Source organism: Seohaeicola saemankumensis, assembly GCF_021021435.1.
Lineage (GTDB): Bacteria > Pseudomonadota > Alphaproteobacteria > Rhodobacterales > Rhodobacteraceae > Seohaeicola.
In genome coordinates, this window is the sequence record NZ_JAINWI010000014.1 from 147,587 (window position 1) to 171,853 (window position 24,267).

Below are 24,267 nucleotides of genomic sequence, written 5' to 3' on the forward strand. Positions count from 1 at the left end.
CATGGCCTTCGAAATACCCCCCGAACTGACCAAGGACTGACCGCAATGCCCATCAAGATCCCTTCCACCCTGCCCGCCTTCGACGTGCTCACGCGCGAAGGTGTCATGGTCATGGACGAGGATCAGGCCGCCCGTCAGGATATTCGCCCTCTGAAAATCGGCCTTCTGAACCTGATGCCGAAGAAAATCCAGACGGAGAACCAGTTTGCCCGCCTGATCGGTGCGACGCCCTTGCAGATTGAGCTGTCGTTGATCCGCATGTCGGAACACCAGACCAAGAACACCGCCGCCGAACATATGGAAAGCTTCTATCGTCCCTTCAGCGATGTCGCGGCCAGCGGCGAGAAGTTCGACGGGTTGATCATCACTGGCGCACCGATCGAGCATCTGCCCTTCGAAGAAGTCACCTATTGGGAGGAATTGCGACAGGTCTTCGACTGGACGCAATCCCATGTGCAGTCGACCTTCGGCGTCTGCTGGGGCGGGATGGCGATGATCTACCATCTGCACGGGGTCAAGAAACATATACTGGACGCCAAGGCGTTCGGCTGTTTCCGCCACCGCAACATGTTGCCCGCCTCGCCCTATTTACGCGGCTTTTCGGATGATTGCGTGATCCCCGTCAGCCGCTGGACTGAAATGAAACAGGCCGAGATCGACGCCGCTCCTGCTCTGGTGACGCTGCTGGCCAGTGACGAGGTCGGTCCCGCGCTGGTCGAGGACCCCACCCATCGCGCGCTCTATATCTTCAATCATTTCGAATATGACAGCGATACGCTGAAACAGGAATATGACCGCGACGTTGCCTCGGGCACGCCCATCAACGTGCCGCTGAACTACTATCCGAATGACGATCCCGCGAGGACACCGCTGAACCGCTGGAGAAGTCACGCGCATCTTCTATATGGCAATTGGATAAACCAGATTTATCAGTCAACGCCATTTGATATGGATGCCATTGGGACGTAAATTGATCACCCTGTTCACCGCCTTGGCCTTTGTCGGAGGATGCGGCGTTATTGTGGACCGTCGCGCCGACACCCGTGAAACACTGGCCGAGGAAAATTTTCCGCCCACTGGACAGTTGGTCGAGGTGAATGGCCGCACCGTGCATGCCCATATCGAAGGAAGCGGCCCTGATCTGGTGCTGATCCACGGTGCCTCGGGCAATACACGCGATTTCACCTTCTCTTTCGTCGAGCGGATGAAAGACGACTATCGCGTGATCGTCTTCGACCGTCCGGGACTTGGCTGGACGGATCGTGTCTCGGACGCGTTCGGCGGTCCGTTCAACACCGCCGCCGAAAGCCCCGCACAGCAGGCCGCCCTGTTGCAAGCCGCCGCCGACCAGTTGGGGGTCAGGCGTCCGGTGGTGCTGGGCCATTCCTATGGTGGGGCCGTTGCACTGGCATGGGGGCTGAACCGGCCCGACGACACCGCAGCGCTTGTGGTCCTGGCGGGTGCATCGAACCCCTGGCCGGGCGGGCTGGGCGCGCTTTACGGGATCGCGGCTTCCTCGATCGGCGGTGCGGCCGTCGTGCCACTGATCGCCGCCTTTGCGCCAACAGGCCGCGTCGATCAAGCGCTGGACGGGATATTCGCCCCGCAATCCCCGCCCGCAGGCTACGCCGAATATGTCGGGGCCGACCTGACCCTGCGACGCGAGACATTGCGCGCCAATGCGCGGCAGGTCAATTCCCTGCGCCCCCATGTCGTCGAGATGGCGCCGCGCTACAACACGCTGACCATGCCAGTTGAAATCGTGCACGGCACGGCGGATGATGTGGTGCCGATCCATATCCATTCAGAACCGCTGGCGCGCCAGATCCCAGGCGCAGTGCTGACCCGTCTGGACGGGATCGGCCACATGCCGCACCACGCCGCCCCCGAAGCTGTCGAGGCCGCGATCCACCGCGCCGCCACCCGCGCCGGATTGCGTTGATCTCGGCTTGACGTCATAGTTCCCGAAAACAAGGGGAACACGGGCGATGAACCTGCCATTCAACGGTGCCATCAGTGATTTTTTCGAAAATCACGCACCGGAACAGATTCGCAGCACGATCAAACGCGCCGACAAGGACGAGATCGTCAGCACCTCCTATCCCTATACCGAGGAAATGCGCGGCAAGACCTATGAAAAGGAAATGGAGCGCCTCCAGATCGAACTGGTCAAGCTGCAATACTGGGCGCGCGAAACTGGCACGCGTATCGCGATGGTTTTCGAGGGGCGCGACGCTGCCGGCAAGGGCGGCACAATCTCGCGGTTCCGCGAAAGCCTCAACCCGCGGGGCGCGCGCGTGGTGGCCCTGCCCAAACCCTCGGATGTCGAGGCAACGCAATGGTATTTCCAACGTTATGTCGACCATCTGCCCGCAGGTGGCGAGATCGTTTTCTATGACCGTAGCTGGTATAACCGTGGTGTCGTCGAACATGTCTTCGGCTTTTGCAACGAGACTGAGCGCGAACATTTCTTCCGGCAGGTTCCCGAATTCGAACACATGCTGGTCGATGAGGGGATATATCTGTTCAAATTCTGGCTGAATGTCGGCCGCGCCGAACAGTTGCGCCGCTTTCTGGCGCGCGAACGCGATCCGCTCAAGCAATGGAAACTCAGCAAGATCGACGTGGACGGGTTGCACAAGTGGGATGCCTATACAGACGCCATCCGCGAGACTCTGCACCGCAGCCACAGCAAACACGCGCCATGGACTATCGTGAAATCCGATGACAAGAAACGCGCCCGTTTGGCTGCGATCCGCCATGTGCTGACCGCGCTGGACTATACCGGTCGGGATTTGCAAGCCATCGGGCATTGCGATGCCGCAATCTGTGGCGGGCCGGACCTGTGGGATGCGTAAGCAAGGCTACCATCACGGCAATCTGCGTCAGGCGCTGGTCGAGGCGGCACTGGATCTGATCACCCGTCAGGGGCCGACCGGATTTACCCTGTCCGAAGCCGCCAAGAATGCAGGGGTTACCCCTGCTGCCGTTTACCGGCATTTCGAGGGCCGCGAAGATCTGATCGCCGAGGCCGCGCGTCAGGGTTACGAGATTTTCGCCGATGTGATGCAATATGCCTATGACAAGGGACAACCCTCGGCGCTGGCAGCATTCGAGGCGACAGGGCGCGCCTATCTGGCTTTCGCGCGCAAATACCCCGGTCACTACATCGCGATGTTCGAAAGCAGCATTTCGGTCAACCGCACCGCCGAACTGGCCGCGGCGGCCACCCGTGCCCGCGCAGTGCTGGAAAACGCCGCACGCGACCTTAGCCAGCATATCCCGCCGGAAAAGCGGCCGCCCGCCAGCATGTTCTCGGCCCATATCTGGGCCATGTCGCATGGTGTGGTAGAACTTTTCGCGCGCAACTCTCCCGGTGCGGCCTCGCCCTTCCCACCCGAGGACCTGCTTGAGTCGGGAATCGGCATCTATCTGCGCGGACTGGGACTGATTGCGCCCGACAAATAAACAGGCTTCCCCCAGACCGCCTAGAAATTGAGCAAAGTCAGGATACCTGACCCAATTCTTTTGATCTCGTTAGACGCCTCTCAAAGGCGACTGTAACAAATCGGTAACGCTGATGCCGCAGCGCGGCATGGTGGTGACGGACAAGGTTGAAGAAAGACAGGATATCTGCAATAGATTGTTACATTATCACTCACAAGGTGAAGAACGGTCCGCGGATCCACATATCGTATACAAAACCAAGAAGAACGAAGGGACTTCCTATGAAGAAAACCAATATCATCGGCGCCTCGCTGGCTATGCTGGCCCTGCCGGTTGTCGCACAGGCACAAGAGTTCAGCATTGATGCAGGCATTGCAGCCAATTACGTTGTGGAAGCTGACAGCTTTGACGAAGACTCCGTCTTTGGCGAAGGCTACATCCAAGGCTCCTACGCCGGTTTCTTCGGCGGTCTGTGGCTGTCAAGCCTTGATGGTGGCGCTGATGACTATGAGATGGAGCTTTATGTCGGCTACGGCAACGAGCTGTCCAATGGACTTTCCTATAGTGTGGCTGCCACAGCCTACTACCTCGAAGACGAATATGATGACTATTACCTGACACTGGGTCTTGGCTACGGTCTGACCGACAGCCTGTCTCTGGGTGCCGGAGTCGAGTACTATCCTGACACCGAAATCACAGACATCAGCGCCAGCGTAGAATATGCGTTCTCGGATGCGATTAGCGCCTACGTACTGCTGGGCACCGTTGATGACAGCACGGGTGGCGATTACAACTACGCCGAAGTCGGTGCCAGCTACGGCTTCTCCGAAGGCGCAGCTTTCTCGCTGCTCTATGAAGATGACGAGTTCAGTGATCCGCTCCTGTCCTTCATCCTCTCCTATGATTTCAACGTGTTCGGCGGCTGATCCCTCGGTTCGGACGAGCAAACGGGGCGGGTTCCTTCGGGAGCCCGCCTTTTTTGTGTCTGCTGCCTCGACAGAGATGACTTGCCGCCCAGCCAAACAAAAAGGGCCACCCGAAGGCAGCCCTTTCCGAAACCATATTGGTAAAGCTTAGCGCTTGGAGAACTGGAAGCTCTTGCGCGCTTTGGCCTTGCCGTACTTCTTACGCTCGACCACGCGGCTGTCGCGGGTCAGGAAGCCTGCTGCCTTCAGTGCCGCGCGCAGGCTGGGATCGTAAAGCTGCAATGCTTTCGAGATACCATGCTTGACCGCGCCGGCCTGACCGGAAAGGCCGCCACCGGCCACAGTGGCCATCACGTCGAACTGGTCGACAACACCTGCAATGCTGAACGGCTGGCGCAGGATCATCTGCAGCACCGGACGCGCGAAATAGGCGTTCATTTCCGTACCGTTCACGACGACCTTGCCGGAACCCGGCTTGATCCAGACGCGGGCAACCGCGTCTTTCCGCTTGCCGGTTGCATAGGAACGACCCAGCGCATCACGGACGGGTTCACGGGGCGCGGCGATTTCGACCGGAGCAGCAACAGCGCCTGTTGCGGCGCCCAGCTCTTCAAGGGAATTGATTTGATCAGCCATCATTACACCCGCGTATTCTTGGAGTTCATGGATTTGACGTCCAGCACGGCAGGCGCTTGCGCCTCATGCGGGTGCTCGGCGCCGGCATAGACGCGCAGGTTGGTCATCACCTGACGCGACAGCTTGTTGCCCGGAAGCATCCGCTTGATCGCGGCGGTCACGACACGCTCGGGATGTGCTCCTTCAAGGATCTGCGCCGCAGTGCGGTGCTTGATCCCGCCGGGATGACCGGTGTGCCAGTAGTATTTCTTGTCGGCGCGCTTGTTGCCCGTCATCTGCACCTTGTCGGCGTTGATGATGATCACGTTGTCGCCCATATCCATATGGGGCGTGAAGGACGGCTTGTGCTTGCCGCGCAGACGCATGGCGACGATCGAGGCAAGACGGCCCAGAACAACGCCCTCAGCGTCGATCAGGATCCATTTCTTGTCGATATCCGCCGGAGTAGCAGAAAAGGTTTTCATTGCGGGGTTACCCTTGTTCAGTTCGGGACAGGCCAATGCGCGGCACTGTCCAATGCGATTGCGGGGTTATATCCGTCCGCAACGCACAGTCAAGCGCGTTGATCCTGTTTAAAACAAGCGTTTTCAATGCCTTACAAAATAGGTATCATAATACCCCACAAATTCAATCCTTTGGCGGGATGGAATAGGTCATTGTAGCCCTTGCGACCGGCTCTGCCATGCCTTCGGAATAGAGCAGTACATCGCCCACGGCCAGCACACGCCCCAACTTCAGCAAGCGGCATTTCGAGATCAGATCGACACCCGAAGCGGGTTTACGCATGAAATCAAGGCTCGAATTCGTCGTCACCGCCAACGCCTTTGGGCCGATCATCGCCATGATCGCAAGATAGACCGACACATCCGCAAGCCCGAACATCGAAGGACCCGACACCGTCCCGCCGGGGCGCAAATGCCGGTCGGCCACATGCAGGCGCACGGTGATCTCCATTGGCGCCACGTCCTCGACCGTGAAATCCTCGGCCACTTGTGGGAAGACCCGTTTGATAAACTCGTCCAGTTCCCCGCTTGTCATTTTCAACGCCATGTGTGTTCTCCCTTCGCTCCTACACCTACGGTATGCCCGCATGTCTTCTGCACAAAACCGGTTCCCATTTTTTGCGCGACATGCGTAGAGTTGTCCCGAACATCGGCGGAGGACAAGATGACATTGCTGGAACGTAACGACACAAACGCTGTGGCCCATTTGCAATTGAATGCGCCGGACAGCCTGAATGCGCTATCCGATGCCATGCTCGCCGCCCTGCAATCCGAGTTCGACGCGCTGGCCGAAGACCGCAGCATTCGCGCGATTGTGCTGTCCGGCGCAGGCAAGGCCTTCTGTGCGGGGCATGATCTGAAAGAAATGACAGCGGGACGGCAGGCCGAGGATGGCGGTGCCGCCTATTTCAAGGATCTCTTCGACCGCTGCGCCAAGATGATGATGACCGTACAGCGCCTGCCCCAACCGGTCATCGCGCAGGTCCACGGGATTGCCACCGCTGCCGGCTGCCAGCTTGTGGCTAGTTGCGACATGGCCGTCGCCGCCGAGGGCACGCGCTTTGGTGTGAACGGTGTCAATATCGGCCTGTTCTGCTCGACCCCTATGGTCGCACTCACCCGAAACGTGCCGCGCAAGCAGGCGTTTGAGATGCTGACCACCGGACAGTTCATTCCTGCCAGTCGCGCCGAATCCATCGGACTGGTCAACCGCGTCGTTCCGCCCGAAGATCTGGCGCGCGAGACTGCTGATCTAGCCGGTATCGTTGCCAACAAACTGGGGGCAGCGGTCAAGATCGGGAAGCAGGCGTTCTACCAGCAACTCGAAATGCCGCTGGAGAAGGCCTATGAATATACCGGCGATCTGATGGTGCAGAACATGCTTTACCGCGACACGGCCGAGGGAATCAGCGCCTTTCTGGAAAAGCGCCACCCCGACTGGACCCAGTAATCCACGCTTTGAACCGCACTGCGGGTTTGTGCGGCGGCAAAAGACCGCTCAGGTTGCGCGGTCTATCGCAGAATACCGCCGATTTGCGGCATTTTGCAGATAATGTTTCCCTCTTGATGCCGCATAATTTCCGCAATTGCCACTAGGCCGCCGCAATTACGACTGATAGTAAGGCAGCAGCGGCATGCATAGCCGTTTCGAAGCGGGTGTGGGTCACCTCCGGCAACTTCCCTCCAAGCCAGCCTCTCTCTGGCCGCCAAGTCTGTACGGGTGACCCACTCGACCTGCCCTTCCCCCCTTTCCAAGACGCCTTACTTGGCCTAGATCACCGTCATGGACAAAACCCTTCATATCATCGGCGGCGGAATGGCCGGATCAGAGGCCGCTTGGCAGGCCGCGCATATGGGTGTGCGTGTCGTCATCCACGAAATGCGCCCTAAGGTCGGCACATTCGCCCATCGCACCGGCCATCTGGCTGAAATGGTCTGCTCCAACTCGTTCCGCTCGGATGATGACGAGCAGAACGCCGTAGGCCTGCTGCACTGGGAAATGCGCGCGGCAAACGGGCTGATCATGCAAATGGCGCAGAAACACCGCCTGCCTGCAGGTGGCGCATTGGCCGTGGACCGCGACCCATTCGCGGAATCGGTCACCGCTGCGCTGACCGCACATCCCAATATCACGATCGAATACGGTGAAATCACCGCCCTGCCCGCGGCTGGACACTGGATTATCGCCACAGGCCCCTTGACCAGCGAAGGCCTGGGCCAAGCCATCGCCGCCGAGACCGGCAGCGACGCACTGGCTTTTTTCGATGCGATCGCGCCAATCGTCTATGCCGAAAGTATTGATATGTCCGTCGCATGGGAGCAGTCCCGCTATGACAAGGGCGAAACCGAGGCCGAGCAAAAGGCCTATATCAACTGCCCCATGACCAAGGACGAATACGAGGGTTTCATCGACGCGCTGCTGGCCGCCGACAAGACAGAGTTCCACGAGGGCGAAACTGCCGGTTATTTCGACGGGTGCCTGCCGATCGAGGTCATGGCTGAACGCGGGCGTGAGACCCTGCGCTTCGGGCCGATGAAGCCGGTGGGCCTGACCAATCCTCACCAGCCAGACCGGAAGCCCTATGCCGTGGTCCAACTGCGCCGCGACAACGCCCTTGGGACGCTCTATAATATCGTAGGCTTCCAGACGAAAATGAAATACGGCGCGCAAACTGCTGTTTTCAAAATGATTCCCGGCTTGCATGACGCCAGCTTTGCCCGTCTTGGGGGCATCCACCGCAACACATTCATCAACTCTCCGACGTTGCTGGATGACCAGATGCGCCTGCGCTCGCGCCCGCATATCCGCTTTGCCGGACAGATCACCGGGGTGGAAGGCTATGTTGAAAGCGCCGCGATGGGCCTGCTGGCAGGTCGTATGGCCGCCGCCGAGATCCTTGGCCAGCCATCTGTTACCCCGCCGCAGGACAGCGCCATGGGCGCGCTGATCCACCACATCACCGGCGGCGCGGAAGCCAAGACATTCCAGCCGATGAACGTCAATTTCGGCCTGTTCCGGCCGATTGACGGGCTCAAGGGTGGACGGCGAGGCCGCAAGGATCGCTACAAAGCCTATACAGACCGCGCCAAGGCGGCATGGTTGGACTGGCTGGGGCAATCCAGCAGCATCGCCGCGCAATAAAGCTGATGCATCACATCAGCCATACTCGGCAATGTGTTGTAATAGTATGACTATCTCTACAAGATTTGCTCCATCTCCGACGGGACCGCTGCATCTCGGCCATGCCTATGCGGCGATCCTCGCCCATGACATGGCCCGCGCCGCGCAGGGCCGTTTTCTGCTCAGGATTGAAGATATCGACCAGACCCGCGCCCGCCCCGCATGGGAGGCGCAGATCGGCGATGATCTGCACTGGCTAGGCTTGACATGGGATGGCCCGGTGATGCGCCAGTCGGACCGCCTGCCCGCTTATGGCACGGCTTTACAAAACCTCTGGCAACGCGGCCTGATCTATGAATGCACCTGCACGCGCCGCGACATACTCGAGGCCAGTTCAGCTCCGCAAGAAGGCGCCACCCCGCCAACCGGACCCGATGGTCCGGTCTATCCCGGCACATGCCGCCGCGATCACGATGGCAGCAAACCTCTGCCTGATGCCGCACTGCGCCTCAATATGGCGCGCGCGGTAGACACCCTTACAAACCCGCTGCAATTCACCGAGACAGGCTGCGGCCCCGAACAACAACGCGGGTTGCAAAGCATTGATCCTGCGTATCTTGTCAGTCAGGTCGGCGATGTGGTCTTGGCCCGCCGCGACATGGGCACCTCCTATCATCTGGCGGTGGTGCTGGATGATGCGACACAGAAAATTACCCATGTGACACGGGGATATGATCTGTTCGACGCGACCCAAATCCATGTCATGCTGCAACAGATCCTTGGCCTGCCGACACCGCTATACCATCATCACCGCCTGATCCGGGACGAGATGGGTAAACGCCTTGCCAAACGCGACGACGCGCGCGCCATCAGCACCTACCGCGCAGACGGGATCACGCCCGCGAAAATCAGGCAAATGATCGGGCTCTAGGCTCACCCTTCATCTTACTGACAACATTCACTTCTATTTCTTCATCGGCGCCATTAGTTCGACCTCGTCACGGTCCCGTATCGCGGTGTAGAAACAACTGCGCCGGTGTGTGTGGCAGGCAGGCCCCGTCTGCCGGACACGCACCAGCAGGCAATCGCGGTCGCAATCCACGCGCATGTCAACCAGTTCCTGGACATGGCCACTGCTTTCGCCCTTGATCCAGAACGCCTGCCGCGAACGGCTCCAATAGGTTACGCGCCCCGTTCTCAGCGTGCGTGAAACCGCCTCGGCACTCATCCAGGCCATCATCAGCACCTCCCCCGAGCCATCATCCTGTGCGATCACCGGAATCAGGCCGGCCTCGTTGTAAACCAGCGTGTCAGGATCGAATTTCATGGTAAAAACCTTTTGCAACAGGGATGGGCCACCCTATTTAGAGGGATGGTTTGAAAAGGGAAACCCATGAGCGGCGAGACAGATCTGATCAAATTGTATTCCACGCGTATTCTGGCACTGGCAGCAGACATGCCGCATACCGCCCGACTGGTGAATCCTGATGCCACCGTCAAGCGGCGATCGCCGCTGTGCGGATCGACCGTGACCGTTGATCTGATCCTCAAGGATGGCAAGGTCGCGGATTACGCGCAGGATGTGAAAGCCTGCGCGCTGGGTCAGGCGGCGGCGGCTGTGGTTGGTCATGCCGTGATGGGCTGCACGCGCCCACAGATCGAAGAGGCGCTTGAGGCGCTGAAAACGATGCTCAAATCCGATGGACCCACCCCGCCCGCGCCTTTTGACGGGCTCGAGGTCTTGCGCCCCGCGCGCGATTACAAGAACCGCCACGCCTCGATCCTGCTGGCGCTTGAGGCCACAGTGCAGGCTATGGTTGAGGCTGAACAGGCGCATTGCGCCTGACCCCACAGTTCTGAACAAAAAAACCGCCGCGCTTCCATCTGGAAGGCGGCGGAAAGTGGCGTGTCTTGGCGGCACCGGGGCAAAGCATCAGGGTCGGGGATGACCCTGAGATGTGTCGGAACAGGCAGTATCCGTCAGGCTTGCATCAGTTTGGGACAGAGATGCAGCGCGCCACCGGACCAAGACCGCAGGCAGAAACCGGACTCCTTTCAGGAGAAACTGGGAAGATGCAGACCAACCACAAGGATCACCATCAGGGCGGTTGCACCCAAAGCATCCGACAGAAGTGTGTCGCGCGAGCGTGTGACGACAGTCTTGATCTGGTCGAGCATTGGATTGTCCTTTCGCGTGGTTGAATCTGTTTGTTGCCCCTTTGTTCTCATATCTTTTACGGCCTGTAAAGAACTTTATGAGAACATTTGAGAACAAAGATGCGTCACAAAGGTCGAAACGATGCTAACCCACGGAAATCAAACGGATTGCGCGATCCTGTTCCATCAGCCACAGCAACACCCGTGCGGCCTTGCCGCGCGGACCTGTCAGGCCGGGGTCATCCGACATCAGTTTGCGGGCATCACTTTGTGCGATGGCCATCAGACGGGCCTGCCGCTCCAGATCCGCCACACGGAACCGTGGAAGGCCGGATTGCGCTGTTCCGATCAGATCACCGGCACCCCGCATTTCCAGATCGGTTTCGGCGATGCGGAATCCGTCCTCGGTATCGCGCAAGGTTGTCAGGCGGCGCTCCGCAGCTTCGGACAGCGGCCCGCGATAAAGCAGCAAACAGGTCGATGCCCCCGTGCCACGGCCCACGCGCCCCCGCAACTGGTGCAACTGCGCCAGCCCGAAAATCTCGGCCTGTTCAATCACCATGATCGTGGCATTGGGCACGTTCACTCCCACCTCGATCACCGTCGTGGCCACCAGAACCGCCGTGCGTCCGGCCTGAAACGCCGCCATCGCCTCATCCTTGTCGGCGGCAGGCATCTGGCCATGCACAAGCCCGACATTCCCCTCACCCAGAACCGCGCGCAGATGTTTGAACCGTTCCTCGGCCGCCGTCAGATCGACAACCTCGCTTTCATCCACCAAAGGGCAGACCCAATAGGCCTGTCGCCCGTCCAGAATGGCACGGCGCAGATGGTTGACCACCTCTTCCATCCGCGTGGTCGATACCATCGCGGTCTTGATCGGCAAGCGTCCGGGCGGCTTTTCATCCAGCACCGACACGTCCATGTCACCATATTGCGCCAGCGCAAGACTGCGCGGGATCGGGGTGGCTGTCATCACCAGCACATCCGCACTGGCCCCTTTCTGCCCCAGTTCAAGCCGCTGGCGCACACCGAATCTGTGCTGTTCATCCACCACAGCCAGCCGCAGATCGGCAAACTCCACGTCCTTCTGGAACACCGCATGCGTGCCCAGCAAAACCTGGATGTCTCCGCGCGCCAAAGCCTCCAGCTTGGCACGGCGCTCGGCCCCCTTGTCGCGACCGGTCAGCAGTTCCAGAACGACACCGGCCTCCTCGGCCATCGGACGCAGGCTTTCCAGATGTTGGCGCGCCAGTATCTCGGTCGGGGCCATCATCACCCCCTGCCCACCGGATTCCACGGCGACCAGCAGTGCCAGAAAGGCAACAAGCGTCTTGCCCGCCCCCACATCGCCCTGCAACAACCGGTTCATCCGCTGCGGTTGCGCCATGTCGCGGGCAATCTCCTCGATCGCGCGCATCTGCGCGCCCGTCGGCGTATAGGGCAGCGAGGCCATCACTCGCGCTTGCAACCGGCCGGTGCCATGGCTTTCGCGCCCCTTGGCGCGCCGCAACGTCGCGCGCGCCAAGGCCAGCGTGATCTGGTGGGCCATCATCTCGTCATAGGCCAGCCGTTCCCGCGCGGGAGAGGTAACCGCAAGATCCTCGGACCGCTGCGGCGCATGCGCGGCCCGCACCGCATCCGCCCAGTCAGGCCAGTTCGCCCTGCGCTTTTGTTCGGGATCAATCCACTCGGCCAGATCGGGCAGCCGTTTCATCGCCCCCTGAACCGCCTTGAACATCTGCTTCTGGCTGACACCGGCGGTCAGCGGATAGACAGGTTCAAACAGCGGTATTTCCTCTGCATCGTCGACGGGCAGGATGTGATCGGGATGGACCATCTGCGCGATCCCGTCGAACAGTTCCACCCGGCCCGACACGATACGCCGCTGCCCTGTTGGCAGTTGCTTTTGCAAATAATCGCCGCGCGCATGAAAGAAGACGAGTTGAAAGGACGTGCCCGCGTCTTCCACCGTGATCCGGTAGGCCCCACCTTTGGTGCGTGAAGGCGTGTGCTTGCCGATCTCGACCTCGACAGTGATCACCTGTGGCAGCACCGCGTCCCGCACCGATACACGTCGCGCACGGTCGATACCGGAATGCGGCAAGGTGAAAACCAGATCGCGCGGCCGCGTTATCTGGATCTGCTCCAGCAGTTGCGCGGTTTTCGGCCCGACCCCTTCCAGGGTCTCGATCCCCGCGAAAAGCGGAAACAGACTCTCGGGGCGCCCGGTCATGTCGCGCCGATCAGGGTCAACCAGCCATCCTCGTCCAGCGTTTCGATCCCCAGTTCCGCAGCCTTCTTGGCTTTGGACCCGGCCCCCGGCCCTGCAACAAGAATGTCGGTCTTGGCGCTGACCGACCCTGCCACCTTGGCGCCCATAGCCTCGGCCCGCGATTTGGCCTCCGCCCGCGTCATCTTTTCCAGTGTTCCGGTAAAGACAACGGTCTTTCCCGCAACGGGGCTGTCGTCTGCCTGAACGCGCCGGGCCTCCTGCACATCAAGATGCGCGACAAGCCTGTCGATGCTGGCACGCTCGGCCTGTTGCGCGAAAGCCGTGACCAATGCGCGCGCCATGACCTTGCCCACGCCATCAATCGACAGCAAATCGTCCCAATCCGGCCCTTCACAGGCGGCCGCCCCGTCCATCGCGGCGACAAAATTGTCCCATGTGCCGTAATGTGTTGCGATCAGGCTCGAAGCCGCCTCGCCGACATGGCGCAGTCCCAGCGCGAAGAGCAACCGCTCGAAGGGAATTTTCCGTTTCTCGTCAATCGCCTGAAACAGGTTACCGGCACTTCGATCGCCCCAACCATCGCGGTTTTTCAGGCGCGCCAGTTGCGCGGCATCGCGGTCGCGCAAGGTGAAGATATCTGCTGGTTCGCGGACGGGCAGCAGATCGTCATGATAGAACATTTCGACCTGTTTGGCACCCAGCCCCTCGATGTCGAAAGCGCCGCGACTGACAAAATGCTTCAATTTTTCAACAGCTTGCGCCGGACATATCAGACCACCTGTGCAGCGGCGCACCGAATCGCCTTCCTCGCGGATCGCAGCAGAGCCGCATTCGGGGCAAGTATCGGGGAAGGTATAGGCGGCAGCCTCTGGCGGACGTTTGCCCAGATCCACATCCGCGATCTTGGGGATCACATCACCGGCGCGGTAGACCTGCACCCAATCGCCGATGCGAATATCCTTTCCGTCCCTGATCTCTTGCCCACGCGAGTCGCGCCCCGCGATGTAATCCTCGTTATGCAGGGTGGCATTTGACACGACGACACCGCCGACAGTCACCGGCAAAAGCCGCGCCACAGGCGATAACGCACCGGTGCGCCCCACCTGAATGTCGATCCCCTCAAGCCGCGTCCAGGCCAGTTCGGCAGGAAACTTGTGCGCCAGGGCCCAACGTGGTGTTGTCGAGCGGAAACCAAGGCGCGCCTGCAACGCCAGATCGTTTACCTTGTAGACGACGCCGTCGATGTCATAGCCCAAGGTCGCGCGACGCGCTTCGATGGCGCGGTAATGCTCCAGCATCTCGTCGGGCCCCTGGCAGAGCCTTGTCAGCTCATTGGTCACGAATCCCAATGATGCCAGACGGGTTATCGAACCCATCTGTGTCTCCGATAGCGGCGCGGATAGCGCACCCCAGCCATAGGCATAAAACCGCAGCGGTCTGGCGCGGGTGATCGCCGCATCAAGCTGGCGCAGCGAGCCCGCGGCGGCATTGCGAGGATTGGCGAACAACTTTGCCCCCGTCTCTGCCTGCCTGTCGTTCAGGGCGGCAAAGTCGGCATGGCTCATATAGACCTCGCCGCGCACTTCCAGAATATCGGGCGCGCCTGTCAGCGTGACAGGAATATCGGCAATGGTGCGGGCATTCTCGGTCACGTTCTCGCCCACCGTCCCGTCACCGCGCGTGGCGGCGTGCACCAGAATACCCTGTTCATATCGCAAGGACAGGCTAAGCCCGTCAATCTTGGGTTCAGCAGTATAGGCCAGACCGCCGGCGCCAAGGCTCAGATATTTGCGGATATAGTCATCGAATTCCGTGATTTCGTCATCGTCAAAGGCATTGCCAAGCGACAGCATCCGCACGGCATGGGTGATTTTACCAAAGCCTTCGGCCAGACGCGCGCCGACCTGATCGCTGGGACTGTCCGGGCGCTTGAGATCGGGGAACAGCGCCTCGATCCGCGCATTGCGCTGCTTGAGCCGGTCATAATCCGCATCCGAAATCTCGGGCATGTCGCGCTGGTGATAGGCCAGATTCGCGGCATCCAGAGCAGCCGCCAGCCGTGCAAGTTCCTGCGCGGCCTCGGCAGGGGTCAAGTCTTCGGGGGCGCAACCCGCGATCATTCGCGCATCCGCATCGTTTTGCGTTTTCTGCGTCACAAAAGCCCCCTGTCCGCCGGCGCATGGATCATGCACCAGAGATAGAAGGGCTTGCCCGCAAGGTCCAGTCCGTGAGTGGTGTCCGCGTCTGCGTTGCTGACCGAATTCCCGCGCCCCTCAAGCCCCCACGGCCAGACGGTGATCCCCCATCATGGCAGGGTCTGGATCACGCAGCACATAACCGCGCCCCCAGACCGTTTCGATGTAATTGTCGCCTTCCGTCGCCACGGCCAGTTTCTTGCGAAGTTTGCAGATAAACACATCGATGATCTTCAACTCCGGCTCGTCCATACCGCCATAAAGATGGTTGAGAAACATCTCCTTGGTCAGTGTCGTGCCCTTTCGCAGGCTCAAAAGTTCCAGCATCTGGTACTCCTTGCCGGTCAGATGCACGCCCTTGCCAGCCACATCCACGGTTTTCGCATCCAGATTGACATTGATCTTTCCGGTACGGATCACCGATTGCGAATGCCCCTTGGAGCGGCGGATAATCGCGTGGATGCGCGCCACCAGTTCCTCGCGGTGGAAGGGTTTGGTCAGGTAGTCATCCGCCCCGAAGCCAAAGCCCTTGATCTTGTTCTCGGTATCATCTGCCCCTGACAGGATCAGGATGGGTGTATCCACGCGGGCCACGCGCAACTGGCGCAGCACCTCATGCCCGTGCATGTCTGGCAGGCCCAGATCCAGCAGGATCAGGTCGTAATCATAGAGTTTGGCAAGGTCGATCCCTTCCTCGCCCAGATCGGTAGTATACACGTTAAGGTTGGCATGGGTCAGCATCATTTCGATGCTTCTGGAAATCGTCGGGTCGTCTTCGACAAGCAGCACTCGCATAAAACACTCCATCAAGGGTCACAGTCGACGGTCACCTTCACAAAAATTAGTTAACCTACGGTTACTTACCCCTAGATTCATATCAGTGCACCCTATGGTTGTCGATACTTTTGCACGGCCGTCGCCCTCAGGGCGGATACACCGTGTGCGTGTATGGCCTTGAGCCAGCCTTCGAATTCATCCTCGCTCAGGGCATAGCGTTCCAACGCCTCGGCCCGCGTGATCAAACCGCTGAGCACGGCACGCACCACGGCGGCCTTGCGGCTGGCCACCCATCGGCAGGTGTCGGCAGGTGGCAGATCCGCACGCGTCATCACAGAGCCGTCGGGCAACGTCACCGCCCGAGGACCTTCAAGCTTCTTCAGATACATGCCTGTTTTCCTTTCCTTTTGCCGCAATCTGCGCAAACCCGCTTAACAGCAGGTGAAACAGGGGGTTGAGAGTGTCTCGGATTTTCCTATATTCTCGCAGACTTTCCGGCAGTCCAGACAGCAGCCCGCCATCTGCCACAGATCCCCACGATGCAAGGAGGCCACAATGGCCCTTGATACCGACCACCCGCTGAACTCGCTTGGCTTTGCCAAGCCACCCGCGCAAACGCGCGTTGTGGTGGCCATGTCAGGCGGCGTCGACAGTTCGGTCGTGGCCGCGCAACTGGCCGAGGAAGGCTATGATGTGGTAGGTGTCACGCTGCAACTTTACGATCATGGTGCGGCGCTGGCCAAGAAGGGCGCCTGCTGCGCCGGTCTGGATATCCATGATGCGCGGCGCGTGGCCGAAACCATGGGTTTTCCACATTACGTTCTGGATTACGAAAATGTCTTCAAGGATGCCGTGATCGACGAGTTCGCCGACAGCTATCTGGCGGGCGCAACCCCTGTGCCCTGCATCCGCTGCAACGAGCGTGTGAAATTCAAGGATCTGCTGGGGACCGCCCGCGATCTTGAAGCTGATTGCATGGCGACGGGGCACTATATCCAGCGCAAGATGGGTGCTATGGGCGCAGAACTGCACGCCGCCGCAGATGCGGTGCGCGACCAGAGCTATTTCCTGTTCTCGACGACTGCAGAACAGCTTGATTTTCTGCGTTTTCCGCTGGGTCATCTGACCTCGAAGGCGGAAACCAGGGCACTGGCGGCGCGCTATGGCCTGCCTGTGGCCGACAAGCCTGACAGTCAGGACATCTGCTTTGTGCCCAATGGCAACTATGCCGCCGTGATCGAGAAGCTGCGCCCCGGTGCGGCTGAGCCCGGCGAGATCGTGGATGTGCAGGGCCAGGTTCTGGGCACTCATAAAGGTGTCATCCATTACACGATCGGTCAGCGGCGCGGCCTTGGCATCGGCGGGCTGGAAGATCCACTTTATGTGGTAAAGCTGGATGTCGATACCAAGCGCGTGGTCGTCGGCCCGAAAGAGATGCTGTCGACCCGTATCGTGCCGCTGCGCGAGATCAACTGGCTGGGTGACACCCCGTTTGGCAGCGCTGATGAATGGCACGTGACGGTCAAGGTCCGCTCGACCCGCCCCCCGCGCGAGGCGGTGATCCGGCCATTGTCGACCACGACCGCCACGGTCGAATTGCTGACCCCCGAGGAAGGCATATCACCCGGACAGGCCTGCGTTTTCTATGATCCCTCAAGCACCCGCGTACTGGGTGGTGGCTGGATCTGGAAGGGCTGATCACGCGCTTTTTCCGACATTTGACTTCTGAGTTTTTTTAGCAGATTGGTACTCTTATTCAGTTACTTAATGGCAATCTCTTAAGTATCGCATGAGCTGCACGCAAACCCGGCGGCTGACCACCTTTGCCAAGTCGTTCCATCGTCAGGCGCATCGCCGTTTCTTGTGCCTGCGGCGCGGCCATCACGTTCTTGAGGGCCAAGGCGATCTTGTCAGGCGTGCAGTCGCGGCCCAGACATTCCGGCACGGCGCGGGTTTCCGAGACCAGGTTGACCAAGGTGACGGTGTCGATTTGCAGCATCCACCCGATCAAAAACCGACTCATCGGGTTCATGTCATAGGCAATCACCATCGGCGTATCCGCCGCAGCCAGTTCCAGCGAGACCGTACCGGACGCTGCCAATGCCACATCGGCGGCGCGAAACGCGGCGCGCTTTTCAGCCTGATAGGCGGAAGTGGACATGGAATGCGGATCAAGGACCAGTGGCGTCCCAGGCCAGTGGGCCGCAAATTCTTGGACCATCCCTGTAACATTGGCCGTTGTCGGGACCACGATACGCAAGTCGGGAAGGCTTTGCATTACCTGCGCCAAAGCAGCCCCGAAACGCGGCGCAAGGCGCGCCACCTCGCCGCGCCGCGATCCCGGCAGGGCCAGTAACAATGGTGCAGTGCCGATTCCGTGCCGGTCGCGGAAGGCTTGTACCTTTTCCATGCTGGCTTGCGGTTCGGCCACGACCGGATGCCCCACGAAATCACAGTCCATCCCTGCGGCCTGCATATAGGGCGGTTCGAACGGAAGCAGGGCCAGCACATGATCGACCACCCGCGCCATCTTGACCGCCCGTCCCGGACGCCAAGCCCAGACCGAAGGGGCCACATAATGCACGATGCGGATATTGCTTTGCGCCTTGACCAGTTTGGCCACGCGCAGGCAGAAATCGGGGCTGTCGATCGTGATCAGAACATCGGGGCGGGTTTGCAGCACAGCCAGCGCTGTCTGCGCGATGCGGCGTTTCAGATGGCGGTATTTCGGCAGCACCTCGGCCAGACCCATGATGCTGAGTTCGTCCATCGCAAACAGACTGTCCAGACCTTCGGCCTGCATCATTGGCCCGCCGATACCGGAAAACGAGGGGGCCGCGATTTGTTTGAGGCCCGCCATCAAGGCCGCACCCAGCCTGTCACCCGAGGCTTCGCCCGCGATGACAAAGACCTTCATGGCGCACGCACCCACAGGAACATTCCCTTGTCGTCAAGGATTTGCAGCATTTGCAGCGGGTCGATCACGAAAACGCCGCCCGCCTCGATCACGATACCGTCTAGCCCTGCAAGCGCCGCGTTTTCTGCCGTAGCGGGGCCAATGGTGGGCAGATCAACGCGCCGGTCCTGCGCCGGTTTGGGGCCTTTGAACAGGATTGCGCCCGACCGGTCGGGAACCGCCTGCCCGCCCAACCAATCCAGCGCGCCGGTGACGGCATTGCCAAGCACTTCCATACCAAGTCCGAACGGATCTTCTGCGGAACGATCCGTCTGGCCCATCGCAAGGCGAAGCAGCATTGCATCCGTCCCATCCGCATCCTCGCGCGCCAGCACTTCCCCTTGCCGGACCACGCAGGCTTGTCCCTGATCGGCCCGTCCCATCTGGGCCAATGTGGTCATGCCCAGACGTGCCGCGCCGTCATGCTGCGGACCGGGCTGTGCCTTGGTGGGAATGCCTGCGGGGAACAATAGATCGGGGCAGATATCCTGCGCCGCATGAATGGTGAATCCCGCCTCTTCAAACAGCGCGATGACCACGCGCAGCGCGCCATCGTCACCCTGCCCCAGCGCCTGCATCATGCGCGGCACGAATGGCATTGTCGCGGAATCAATCATCGCCGGATCAAGCGCGGGTCGTCCGATGGCACCTGCCATGCAGATACCGGTCACGCCGCGCGCGGAAAGCTCGGCAATAAAGCTGCCCAGACGTTCGACACGGAAGGTGATATCCGGTGTCAGACGCTCAGGGGCAAAGCCTTCCAGCGCGGCAACCAGAACAGGGCCGGATTGCGCCGCCACGATATGATCAGGCAAAAGCCCCCGCCCTGCGATCAGCGCCAGCATCAGCCCGGCGTCAGGAACGAGCGGTCGGAACCGCCGGTGACAAAGTCGACGATCTGTCGGACATAGTCGCTCTGGGTTTCCTCGCCCAAGCGGCGGGCGCGGTCCTGAAACGCCCCCTCGCCCTGTGCCAGCATCTGGAAGGCGGCGCGCAAAGCAGTGATATCGGTACGCGGTACGCCGCGCCGCTTGAGACCGACAAGGTTCAGCCCGTCCAGCACCCCGCGCGGGGCCTGCACCAACCCGTAGGGGATCACATCGTTTGTCACCATCGTGACAGCCCCGATGATCGCACCCTGCCCGATCCGCACAAATTGATGCACGCCTGACAGCCCGCCGATGATCACGTCATCGGCAATGATGCAATGTCCGGCCAAGGCCGCATTATTGACCACGATCACGCGGTTGCCGATCTGCACATCATGGGCCACGTGACAGCCTGCCATGAACAACCCGTCATCGCCCACGCGGGTCACACCGCCACCGCCGTCGGTGCCGGTATTCATCGTCACATGCTCGCGGATGCGGTTGCGCGCGCCGATGACCAGACGGGTTTCCTCGCCCTTGAACTTCAGATCCTGCGGGATGCCACCGATCACCGCAAAGGGATGGATTTCGGTCCCCGCGCCCACCTCGGTGCGGCCAGTCAGCACAACATGGCTGTGCAGGCGCACTCCATCATCAAGGCTGACATGCGGACCGACAATGCAAAAGGGCCCGATCTCGACATCCGCGCCGATCTGCGCGCCGTCCTCGATAATGGCAGAGGGATGTATCCGGCTGGACATGGTTTACTCCTTGGGAAGATCCATCATCGCGGTGAATTCGCATTCCGCAGCCATTTCACCATCCACCTCGGCGACGCCCTTGAACCGCCAGACCTTACCGCCGGGCTTGCCGCGCAGGGTTGTGATCGTCATACGCAATACGTCACCGGGCACGACCTTGCGACGGAATTTGGCACCGTCGATCGCCATGAAATAGACCAGCAACTCCTTGTCGGCCATATCCATTGCCACGCCGACCATCACCGCCGAAGTCTGGGCCATCGCCTCGATGATTGTGACGCCGGGCATGATCGGATTGCCGGGGAAATGGCCCTGAAAATGCGGTTCGTTCATCGTGACATTCTTGAGGCCCACCGCCGAGGATGTGCCGTCGATATCGACCACCCTGTCCACCAGAAGGAATGGATAGCGATGCGGCAATATCCGCTGGATCATCTGGATATCGGCGCTTTTCAAAGGCTCTGCCATCTTGCCCCCCGTTCAGGTTCTGCGTGTCATGATCTATTTGGACCGGATGCTGCAGGGCCTGATCCGGCCCTTAGCCTTGTCGGCCGGTTTCGTTCCTGTCAGTAGCAAGACAGTTCTGCTGGAGCAAGCATGTCGACCATCAGTCGCTACCGGCAGGCGGTACATCGTCAGGCGGTTCCGGCGCGGGTGCCGGCGCTTCGGGCGGCGCGACAGGCATGTTCTGTTTCCGTCCGTCACCGATAATCGCGTCGATACGGCGCCGCGCCTCCTCGGTCACGTCGATGACGCTCAGGCTCATGACCACGCTGCGCGGGTCGATAATGGCCACAGCCCCCGTATCCAGCATCAATTGTTCCAGAACCGGACGCGCTGTGTCCAGAAACTGGAGCTGCGCTTCCTCGTTGCGTTGCGCCAGATCGCGGGCCTTGGCAACCTGTTCGGTCCTGATGCGCTGCACTTTGGTGTCGAAAGCATCTGCAAGGGCGCGAAACGCCTCGGGGCTCATGGCAGGGCGGCGGACAGTCAGGTCTTTCTCTTCTGCCTCGAGTGCGGCTTCGATCCGGCGGTTTTCAGACTCAAGCACAAGACTGTCGGCCTGCAATTCCGCCGCGATACGCTGTCCGAATGCGGATCGCGCAAATAGCCGCTCCTGATCCAGCGACAGGATCGGACTGCGCAAGGTCCGATTGTCTTGCGCGGCAAGCGGTGCCGCGCAAAGAAAGACCAGCCCAAGACAGGCAAGCCAGCCCTGAAGGGACAGGCGCCGAACCAGCATCAGAACCTTGTCGATACCGACAGGTTGAAGGTCTGCTCGTCGTCGAAATCTTCTTTCTGCAAAGCTTTCGAGAAGTTGAAACGCAGCGGACCGACCACCGAATCCCATAGGATCGAGACCCCGACCACGTGGCGCAGCGAGAAGTCTTCATATAGGGTATTGCCGCTTGTGATATCGAGATCCCAGACCGAGCCGACATCATAGAACAAACCGCCGCGAATGCCGTATTCCTCGGGCAGGCCAAGCGGGAATTCCGCCTCCAGCTTGGCAACGGCATACATGTTGCCGCCCAAAGCGTCATTCACAGAGCCGTCGGGCGTGCGCTCGCGCGGTCCGATCCCGTCCGGCGCGAAACCGCGCATGATCGAGCCACCGATCAGATAGCGGTCGGTTACGCGGCTGGTGCCATCCGTAAAGTTCAGCAATCCACCTTCCAGAGAGGCGCGCAATGTCACCTCGTCATTCAGGATCGTGGTCTGCGCCTGTGCCCGTGCCGTGGTCTTGATATAGGTGGAATCGCCGCCTGCGCCTGCGAATTCCTGCCCGAATTGCAAAAGATATCCGGTATCGGGTGTCAGACCGGTGCGACGGTTATCATAGCTGTAGGTATAGCCGACCGAGCTGCTCCAGAGCTGGCCTTGCGCTTCCTCGGCGGCCAGCAATGTGCCGGTGTTTTCATAATTGCTGATCTCGACGCTTTCGACCTTGTAATAGGCACGTAAACGGCCGGACTCGCTGACAGGAAAGGTCAGGCCGGGGCTGAAACGGGCAATGGCTGTATCATAATCCGCAAAGGAGTTGTTGGTTTCGCGGTATCCAAGCTCGAAATCGAAGGCCAGATCGCGCCCCAGCAGCGCCGGCTCTGTAAACCGAAGCTCGTAGGCTTGGTTTTCCTCGGCCCCTGAGAAGGTCAGACCAAGACGCTGGCCACGGCCCAAGAAGTTGGTTTCGCTGAAGCTGGCCACAAGGGAAAAGCCGCCATTTGTTCCGTAGGCGCCACCAAATGACAGACTGCCGGTAGGTTGCTCTTCGACATCCACATCAACAATCACCTGATTTGGCGACGACCCTTCACGGGCGTTGACCTCGGCATTGCTGAAAAAGCCAAGGGCGCGGATGCGTTCGGCGCTTTCGCGGATCTCGCGCGGATTGAAGGGATCACCCTCGGCCACGCGGAACTGGCGGCGCACAACACGGTCCAGCGTAGTGGCGTTTCCTTCCACGTCGATCCGTTCAATGAAGATGCGCGGGCCGCGCACCAGCGCGAACTCGACATCCAGGGTCAGGTCGCGGTCGTTGCGCACAATGCGCGGCTCGACCCGCACAAAATTCAGGCCCTTCTGGATCGCAAGACGCTCCAGTCGCGAGATGTTATTCTCGACAACTATCGGAGAATACACATTACCTTCACGAATGTTCAGGGCGGCAAAGAAATCGTCAGGGTTCACATCGGGAAGGTCGGTTGAGGTCGTCACGGCCCCGAAGCGGAACTGCTGGCCTTCTTGCACGTTGAAGGTGATAAAAAATCCGTCCCGCTCTCGCGCAAGCTGACTATTCACTGCGGTGGTGCGGAAATCCACGTAACCGCGCGAGAAATAGAAATCCTGAAGCACCTGTTTGTCGAATTCGATCCGGTCGGCAATGAATGTGTCGCGCTGAATCACCGCGCGCAAAAGACCGGCCTGCTTGGTTTCCAACACGCGGCGCAACCGGTTATCCGAAAAGACGCGGTTGCCGACAAAACCGATACGCTCGATCTCGACCAGACCGCCCTCGAAAATCTCGAAGACCAGATCGACTCGGTTGTCGCTGCGGCGGATGATCCGCGGGTTAACAGTCGCGGCCAGGCGGCCTGCCTGTGCATAGGCATCGGCAATGGCGGCAGCATCGCGTTCTGCCGTTGCCGGGTTGAATACCCGGCGCGACTGCGATTGCACGATCGCTTCCAGCGCTTCGGTCTTGAGGCGGCGGTTACCCTCGAAGTTGATGCGGTTGATCGTCGGGAATTCCGTCACGCTGATCAGCAGCGTACCACCGCGCGGTTCGATCGACACGTCCTCGAACAGGCCGCTGCCCAGAATACGCTGATAGGCATCGTTCAACTGCGCGGCTGAAACGGTCTGTCCGCGCTGGATACCTGCATAGCTGAGAATCGTGCCAGCTTCGATGCGCTGGTTGCCGTCGATCTGCACCGAGTTGAAACTGTAGGACTGGGCTTGCGCGATATCGCCGGGCAAGATCACCCCGAACGACAACCCTGCCAGAACCACAGGTCCCAACCAGCCGGTCAGGCTACCTTTGCCGGATTTCAGCCTGTTGCGGACGCGGTGCCGCTCTCCCATGTGATTGGTCATCGGTCAACCCAGTCATGCGTTATTGATGACCAAGTCACTATCGGCAAAGCAGGCCATTGTCAAAAGCCCAGAAGCGTAAACGACAT

At 60.1% G+C, this 24,267-nt stretch carries 25 protein-coding genes; 10 read left to right on the forward strand and 15 right to left on the reverse strand.

Features of this window, described 5'->3' with window-relative positions; translation table 11 throughout:
• Positions 1-45 precede the first annotated feature (45 nt).
• The 5 genes from metA to K7H22_RS13165 all read left to right on the forward strand — a co-directional run bounded on the left by metA (position 46) and on the right by K7H22_RS13165 (position 4,373).
• Positions 46-969, forward strand: coding sequence for a homoserine O-acetyltransferase MetA (gene metA, locus K7H22_RS13145; protein ID WP_230801318.1), 924 nt, complete (start codon positions 46-48; stop codon positions 967-969).
• Positions 953-1,942, forward strand: coding sequence for an alpha/beta fold hydrolase (locus tag K7H22_RS13150; protein WP_419248183.1), 990 nt, complete (start codon positions 953-955; stop codon positions 1,940-1,942). The genes metA and K7H22_RS13150 overlap by 17 nt, the downstream gene beginning before the upstream one ends.
• A gap of 46 nt (positions 1,943-1,988) precedes the next feature.
• The gene (gene ppk2 / locus K7H22_RS13155; protein WP_230801319.1) at positions 1,989-2,858 is read left to right on the forward strand and encodes a polyphosphate kinase 2; all 870 of its coding nucleotides are present in this window, start codon (positions 1,989-1,991) and stop codon (positions 2,856-2,858) included.
• A complete protein-coding gene (locus K7H22_RS13160) occupies positions 2,851-3,468 on the forward strand; it encodes a TetR/AcrR family transcriptional regulator (RefSeq protein ID WP_230801320.1) in 618 nt (205 codons plus the stop codon). The genes ppk2 and K7H22_RS13160 overlap by 8 nt, the downstream gene beginning before the upstream one ends.
• A 260-nt stretch (positions 3,469-3,728) precedes the next feature.
• On the forward strand, positions 3,729-4,373 hold the full coding sequence (locus K7H22_RS13165; RefSeq protein ID WP_230801321.1) for a hypothetical protein: 645 nt from the start codon (positions 3,729-3,731) through the stop codon (positions 4,371-4,373).
• Between the two features lie 147 nt (positions 4,374-4,520).
• On the opposite strand, the gene rpsI is transcribed toward K7H22_RS13165, so the two are convergent.
• The 3 genes from rpsI to K7H22_RS13180 all read right to left on the reverse strand — a co-directional run bounded on the left by rpsI (position 4,521) and on the right by K7H22_RS13180 (position 6,059).
• Positions 4,521-5,009 carry a 30S ribosomal protein S9 gene (gene rpsI / locus K7H22_RS13170; RefSeq protein ID WP_230801322.1) on the reverse strand — a complete coding sequence of 163 codons (489 nt, stop codon included), beginning with the start codon at positions 5,007-5,009 and terminating at the stop codon, positions 4,521-4,523.
• 2 nt (positions 5,010-5,011) lie between these two features.
• Entirely contained in the window at positions 5,012-5,473 is a 462-nt protein-coding gene (gene rplM / locus K7H22_RS13175) for a 50S ribosomal protein L13 (RefSeq protein ID WP_230801323.1), read from the reverse strand.
• 163 nt (positions 5,474-5,636) lie between these two features.
• On the reverse strand, positions 5,637-6,059 hold the full coding sequence (locus K7H22_RS13180; protein ID WP_230801324.1) for a PaaI family thioesterase: 423 nt from the start codon (positions 6,057-6,059) through the stop codon (positions 5,637-5,639).
• A gap of 90 nt (positions 6,060-6,149) precedes the next feature.
• Between K7H22_RS13180 and K7H22_RS13185 the strand changes: the two genes are divergently transcribed.
• The 3 genes from K7H22_RS13185 to gluQRS all read left to right on the forward strand — a co-directional run bounded on the left by K7H22_RS13185 (position 6,150) and on the right by gluQRS (position 9,564).
• Positions 6,150-6,962 carry an enoyl-CoA hydratase gene (locus K7H22_RS13185; RefSeq protein ID WP_269063116.1) on the forward strand — a complete coding sequence of 271 codons (813 nt, stop codon included), beginning with the start codon at positions 6,150-6,152 and terminating at the stop codon, positions 6,960-6,962.
• Between the two features lie 333 nt (positions 6,963-7,295).
• Positions 7,296-8,654 (forward strand): methylenetetrahydrofolate--tRNA-(uracil(54)-C(5))-methyltransferase (FADH(2)-oxidizing) TrmFO, encoded by a 1,359-nt coding sequence (gene trmFO, locus K7H22_RS13190; RefSeq protein ID WP_230801326.1) that lies wholly within the window; start codon positions 7,296-7,298, stop codon positions 8,652-8,654.
• Between the two features lie 46 nt (positions 8,655-8,700).
• Positions 8,701-9,564, forward strand: coding sequence for a tRNA glutamyl-Q(34) synthetase GluQRS (gluQRS, locus tag K7H22_RS13195; RefSeq protein ID WP_230801327.1), 864 nt, complete (start codon positions 8,701-8,703; stop codon positions 9,562-9,564).
• Positions 9,565-9,597: 33 nt separating this feature from the next.
• Here the strand turns inward: gluQRS and hisI are convergent, their stop codons facing one another.
• Entirely contained in the window at positions 9,598-9,978 is a 381-nt protein-coding gene (hisI, locus tag K7H22_RS13200) for a phosphoribosyl-AMP cyclohydrolase (protein WP_230801328.1), read from the reverse strand.
• 48 nt (positions 9,979-10,026) lie between these two features.
• On the opposite strand from hisI, the gene K7H22_RS13205 reads away from it, so the two are divergent.
• Complete coding sequence (locus K7H22_RS13205) at positions 10,027-10,479, forward strand: iron-sulfur cluster assembly scaffold protein (RefSeq protein ID WP_230801329.1); 453 nt, start codon at positions 10,027-10,029, stop codon at positions 10,477-10,479.
• Positions 10,480-10,688: 209 nt separating this feature from the next.
• On the opposite strand, the gene K7H22_RS20080 is transcribed toward K7H22_RS13205, so the two are convergent.
• From K7H22_RS20080 to K7H22_RS13225, 5 genes are all read right to left on the reverse strand, one after another.
• Positions 10,689-10,811 carry a hypothetical protein gene (locus K7H22_RS20080; protein ID WP_269063117.1) on the reverse strand — a complete coding sequence of 41 codons (123 nt, stop codon included), beginning with the start codon at positions 10,809-10,811 and terminating at the stop codon, positions 10,689-10,691.
• Between the two features lie 124 nt (positions 10,812-10,935).
• Positions 10,936-13,026: an ATP-dependent DNA helicase RecG gene (gene recG, locus K7H22_RS13210; RefSeq protein ID WP_230801330.1), complete on the reverse strand. Its 2,091-nt coding sequence runs from the start codon at positions 13,024-13,026 to the stop codon at positions 10,936-10,938.
• Positions 13,023-15,146 (reverse strand): NAD-dependent DNA ligase LigA, encoded by a 2,124-nt coding sequence (gene ligA, locus K7H22_RS13215; RefSeq protein WP_230801420.1) that lies wholly within the window; start codon positions 15,144-15,146, stop codon positions 13,023-13,025. Before ligA ends, recG begins: the two co-directional genes overlap by 4 nt.
• Before the next feature lie 153 nt (positions 15,147-15,299).
• Positions 15,300-16,016: a response regulator transcription factor CtrA gene (gene ctrA / locus K7H22_RS13220; protein ID WP_230801331.1), complete on the reverse strand. Its 717-nt coding sequence runs from the start codon at positions 16,014-16,016 to the stop codon at positions 15,300-15,302.
• 92 nt (positions 16,017-16,108) lie between these two features.
• Complete coding sequence (locus K7H22_RS13225) at positions 16,109-16,387, reverse strand: DUF1153 domain-containing protein (RefSeq protein ID WP_230801332.1); 279 nt, start codon at positions 16,385-16,387, stop codon at positions 16,109-16,111.
• A gap of 166 nt (positions 16,388-16,553) precedes the next feature.
• Here K7H22_RS13225 and mnmA point away from each other — a divergent pair, with 166 nt between their 5' ends.
• Positions 16,554-17,696 carry a tRNA 2-thiouridine(34) synthase MnmA gene (mnmA, locus tag K7H22_RS13230; RefSeq protein ID WP_230801333.1) on the forward strand — a complete coding sequence of 381 codons (1,143 nt, stop codon included), beginning with the start codon at positions 16,554-16,556 and terminating at the stop codon, positions 17,694-17,696.
• A gap of 58 nt (positions 17,697-17,754) precedes the next feature.
• Here mnmA and lpxB read toward each other — a convergent pair whose 3' ends face one another.
• From lpxB to bamA, 6 genes are all read right to left on the reverse strand, one after another.
• The gene (gene lpxB, locus K7H22_RS13235; RefSeq protein WP_230801334.1) at positions 17,755-18,915 is read right to left on the reverse strand and encodes a lipid-A-disaccharide synthase; all 1,161 of its coding nucleotides are present in this window, start codon (positions 18,913-18,915) and stop codon (positions 17,755-17,757) included.
• Positions 18,912-19,799, reverse strand: coding sequence for an LpxI family protein (locus K7H22_RS13240; protein WP_230801335.1), 888 nt, complete (start codon positions 19,797-19,799; stop codon positions 18,912-18,914). Before K7H22_RS13240 ends, lpxB begins: the two co-directional genes overlap by 4 nt.
• Positions 19,799-20,584, reverse strand: coding sequence for an acyl-ACP--UDP-N-acetylglucosamine O-acyltransferase (lpxA, locus tag K7H22_RS13245; protein ID WP_230801336.1), 786 nt, complete (start codon positions 20,582-20,584; stop codon positions 19,799-19,801). The genes K7H22_RS13240 and lpxA overlap by 1 nt, the downstream gene beginning before the upstream one ends.
• Before the next feature lie 3 nt (positions 20,585-20,587).
• Positions 20,588-21,052, reverse strand: a complete 465-nt coding sequence (gene fabZ, locus K7H22_RS13250) for a 3-hydroxyacyl-ACP dehydratase FabZ (protein ID WP_230801337.1) — start codon at positions 21,050-21,052, stop codon at positions 20,588-20,590.
• A 139-nt stretch (positions 21,053-21,191) separates the two neighbouring features.
• Positions 21,192-21,827, reverse strand: a complete 636-nt coding sequence (locus K7H22_RS13255; protein WP_230801338.1) for an OmpH family outer membrane protein — start codon at positions 21,825-21,827, stop codon at positions 21,192-21,194.
• Complete coding sequence (gene bamA, locus K7H22_RS13260; RefSeq protein ID WP_230801339.1) at positions 21,827-24,181, reverse strand: outer membrane protein assembly factor BamA; 2,355 nt, start codon at positions 24,179-24,181, stop codon at positions 21,827-21,829. Before bamA ends, K7H22_RS13255 begins: the two co-directional genes overlap by 1 nt.
• Positions 24,182-24,267 lie beyond the last annotated feature (86 nt).

Bases quoted from the DNA above. Each gene is read 5' to 3' on its own strand.
- ppk2 (WP_230801319.1), top strand. From the start codon at position 1,989: ATGAACCTGCCATTCAACGGTGCCATCAGTGATTTTTTCGAAAATCAC.
- mnmA (WP_230801333.1), top strand. From the start codon at position 16,554: ATGGCCCTTGATACCGACCACCCGCTGAACTCGCTTGGCTTTGCCAAG.
- rplM (WP_230801323.1), bottom strand. From the start codon at position 5,473: ATGAAAACCTTTTCTGCTACTCCGGCGGATATCGACAAGAAATGGATC.
- K7H22_RS13160 (WP_230801320.1), top strand. From the start codon at position 2,851: ATGCGTAAGCAAGGCTACCATCACGGCAATCTGCGTCAGGCGCTGGTC.
- K7H22_RS20080 (WP_269063117.1), bottom strand. From the start codon at position 10,811: ATGCTCGACCAGATCAAGACTGTCGTCACACGCTCGCGCGACACACTT.
- K7H22_RS13150 (WP_419248183.1), top strand. From the start codon at position 953: ATGCCATTGGGACGTAAATTGATCACCCTGTTCACCGCCTTGGCCTTT.
- K7H22_RS13205 (WP_230801329.1), top strand. From the start codon at position 10,027: ATGAGCGGCGAGACAGATCTGATCAAATTGTATTCCACGCGTATTCTG.
- lpxA (WP_230801336.1), bottom strand. From the start codon at position 20,584: ATGTCCAGCCGGATACATCCCTCTGCCATTATCGAGGACGGCGCGCAG.
- metA (WP_230801318.1), top strand. From the start codon at position 46: ATGCCCATCAAGATCCCTTCCACCCTGCCCGCCTTCGACGTGCTCACG.
- rpsI (WP_230801322.1), bottom strand. From the start codon at position 5,009: ATGGCTGATCAAATCAATTCCCTTGAAGAGCTGGGCGCCGCAACAGGC.
- K7H22_RS13240 (WP_230801335.1), bottom strand. From the start codon at position 19,799: ATGCTGGCGCTGATCGCAGGGCGGGGGCTTTTGCCTGATCATATCGTG.
- ctrA (WP_230801331.1), bottom strand. From the start codon at position 16,016: ATGCGAGTGCTGCTTGTCGAAGACGACCCGACGATTTCCAGAAGCATC.
- K7H22_RS13165 (WP_230801321.1), top strand. From the start codon at position 3,729: ATGAAGAAAACCAATATCATCGGCGCCTCGCTGGCTATGCTGGCCCTG.
- gluQRS (WP_230801327.1), top strand. From the start codon at position 8,701: ATGACTATCTCTACAAGATTTGCTCCATCTCCGACGGGACCGCTGCAT.
- bamA (WP_230801339.1), bottom strand. From the start codon at position 24,181: ATGACCAATCACATGGGAGAGCGGCACCGCGTCCGCAACAGGCTGAAA.
- fabZ (WP_230801337.1), bottom strand. From the start codon at position 21,052: ATGGCAGAGCCTTTGAAAAGCGCCGATATCCAGATGATCCAGCGGATA.
- K7H22_RS13255 (WP_230801338.1), bottom strand. From the start codon at position 21,827: ATGCTGGTTCGGCGCCTGTCCCTTCAGGGCTGGCTTGCCTGTCTTGGG.
- ligA (WP_230801420.1), bottom strand. From the start codon at position 15,146: ATGATCGCGGGTTGCGCCCCCGAAGACTTGACCCCTGCCGAGGCCGCG.
- recG (WP_230801330.1), bottom strand. From the start codon at position 13,026: ATGACCGGGCGCCCCGAGAGTCTGTTTCCGCTTTTCGCGGGGATCGAG.
- K7H22_RS13225 (WP_230801332.1), bottom strand. From the start codon at position 16,387: ATGTATCTGAAGAAGCTTGAAGGTCCTCGGGCGGTGACGTTGCCCGAC.
- trmFO (WP_230801326.1), top strand. From the start codon at position 7,296: ATGGACAAAACCCTTCATATCATCGGCGGCGGAATGGCCGGATCAGAG.
- K7H22_RS13180 (WP_230801324.1), bottom strand. From the start codon at position 6,059: ATGGCGTTGAAAATGACAAGCGGGGAACTGGACGAGTTTATCAAACGG.
- lpxB (WP_230801334.1), bottom strand. From the start codon at position 18,915: ATGAAGGTCTTTGTCATCGCGGGCGAAGCCTCGGGTGACAGGCTGGGT.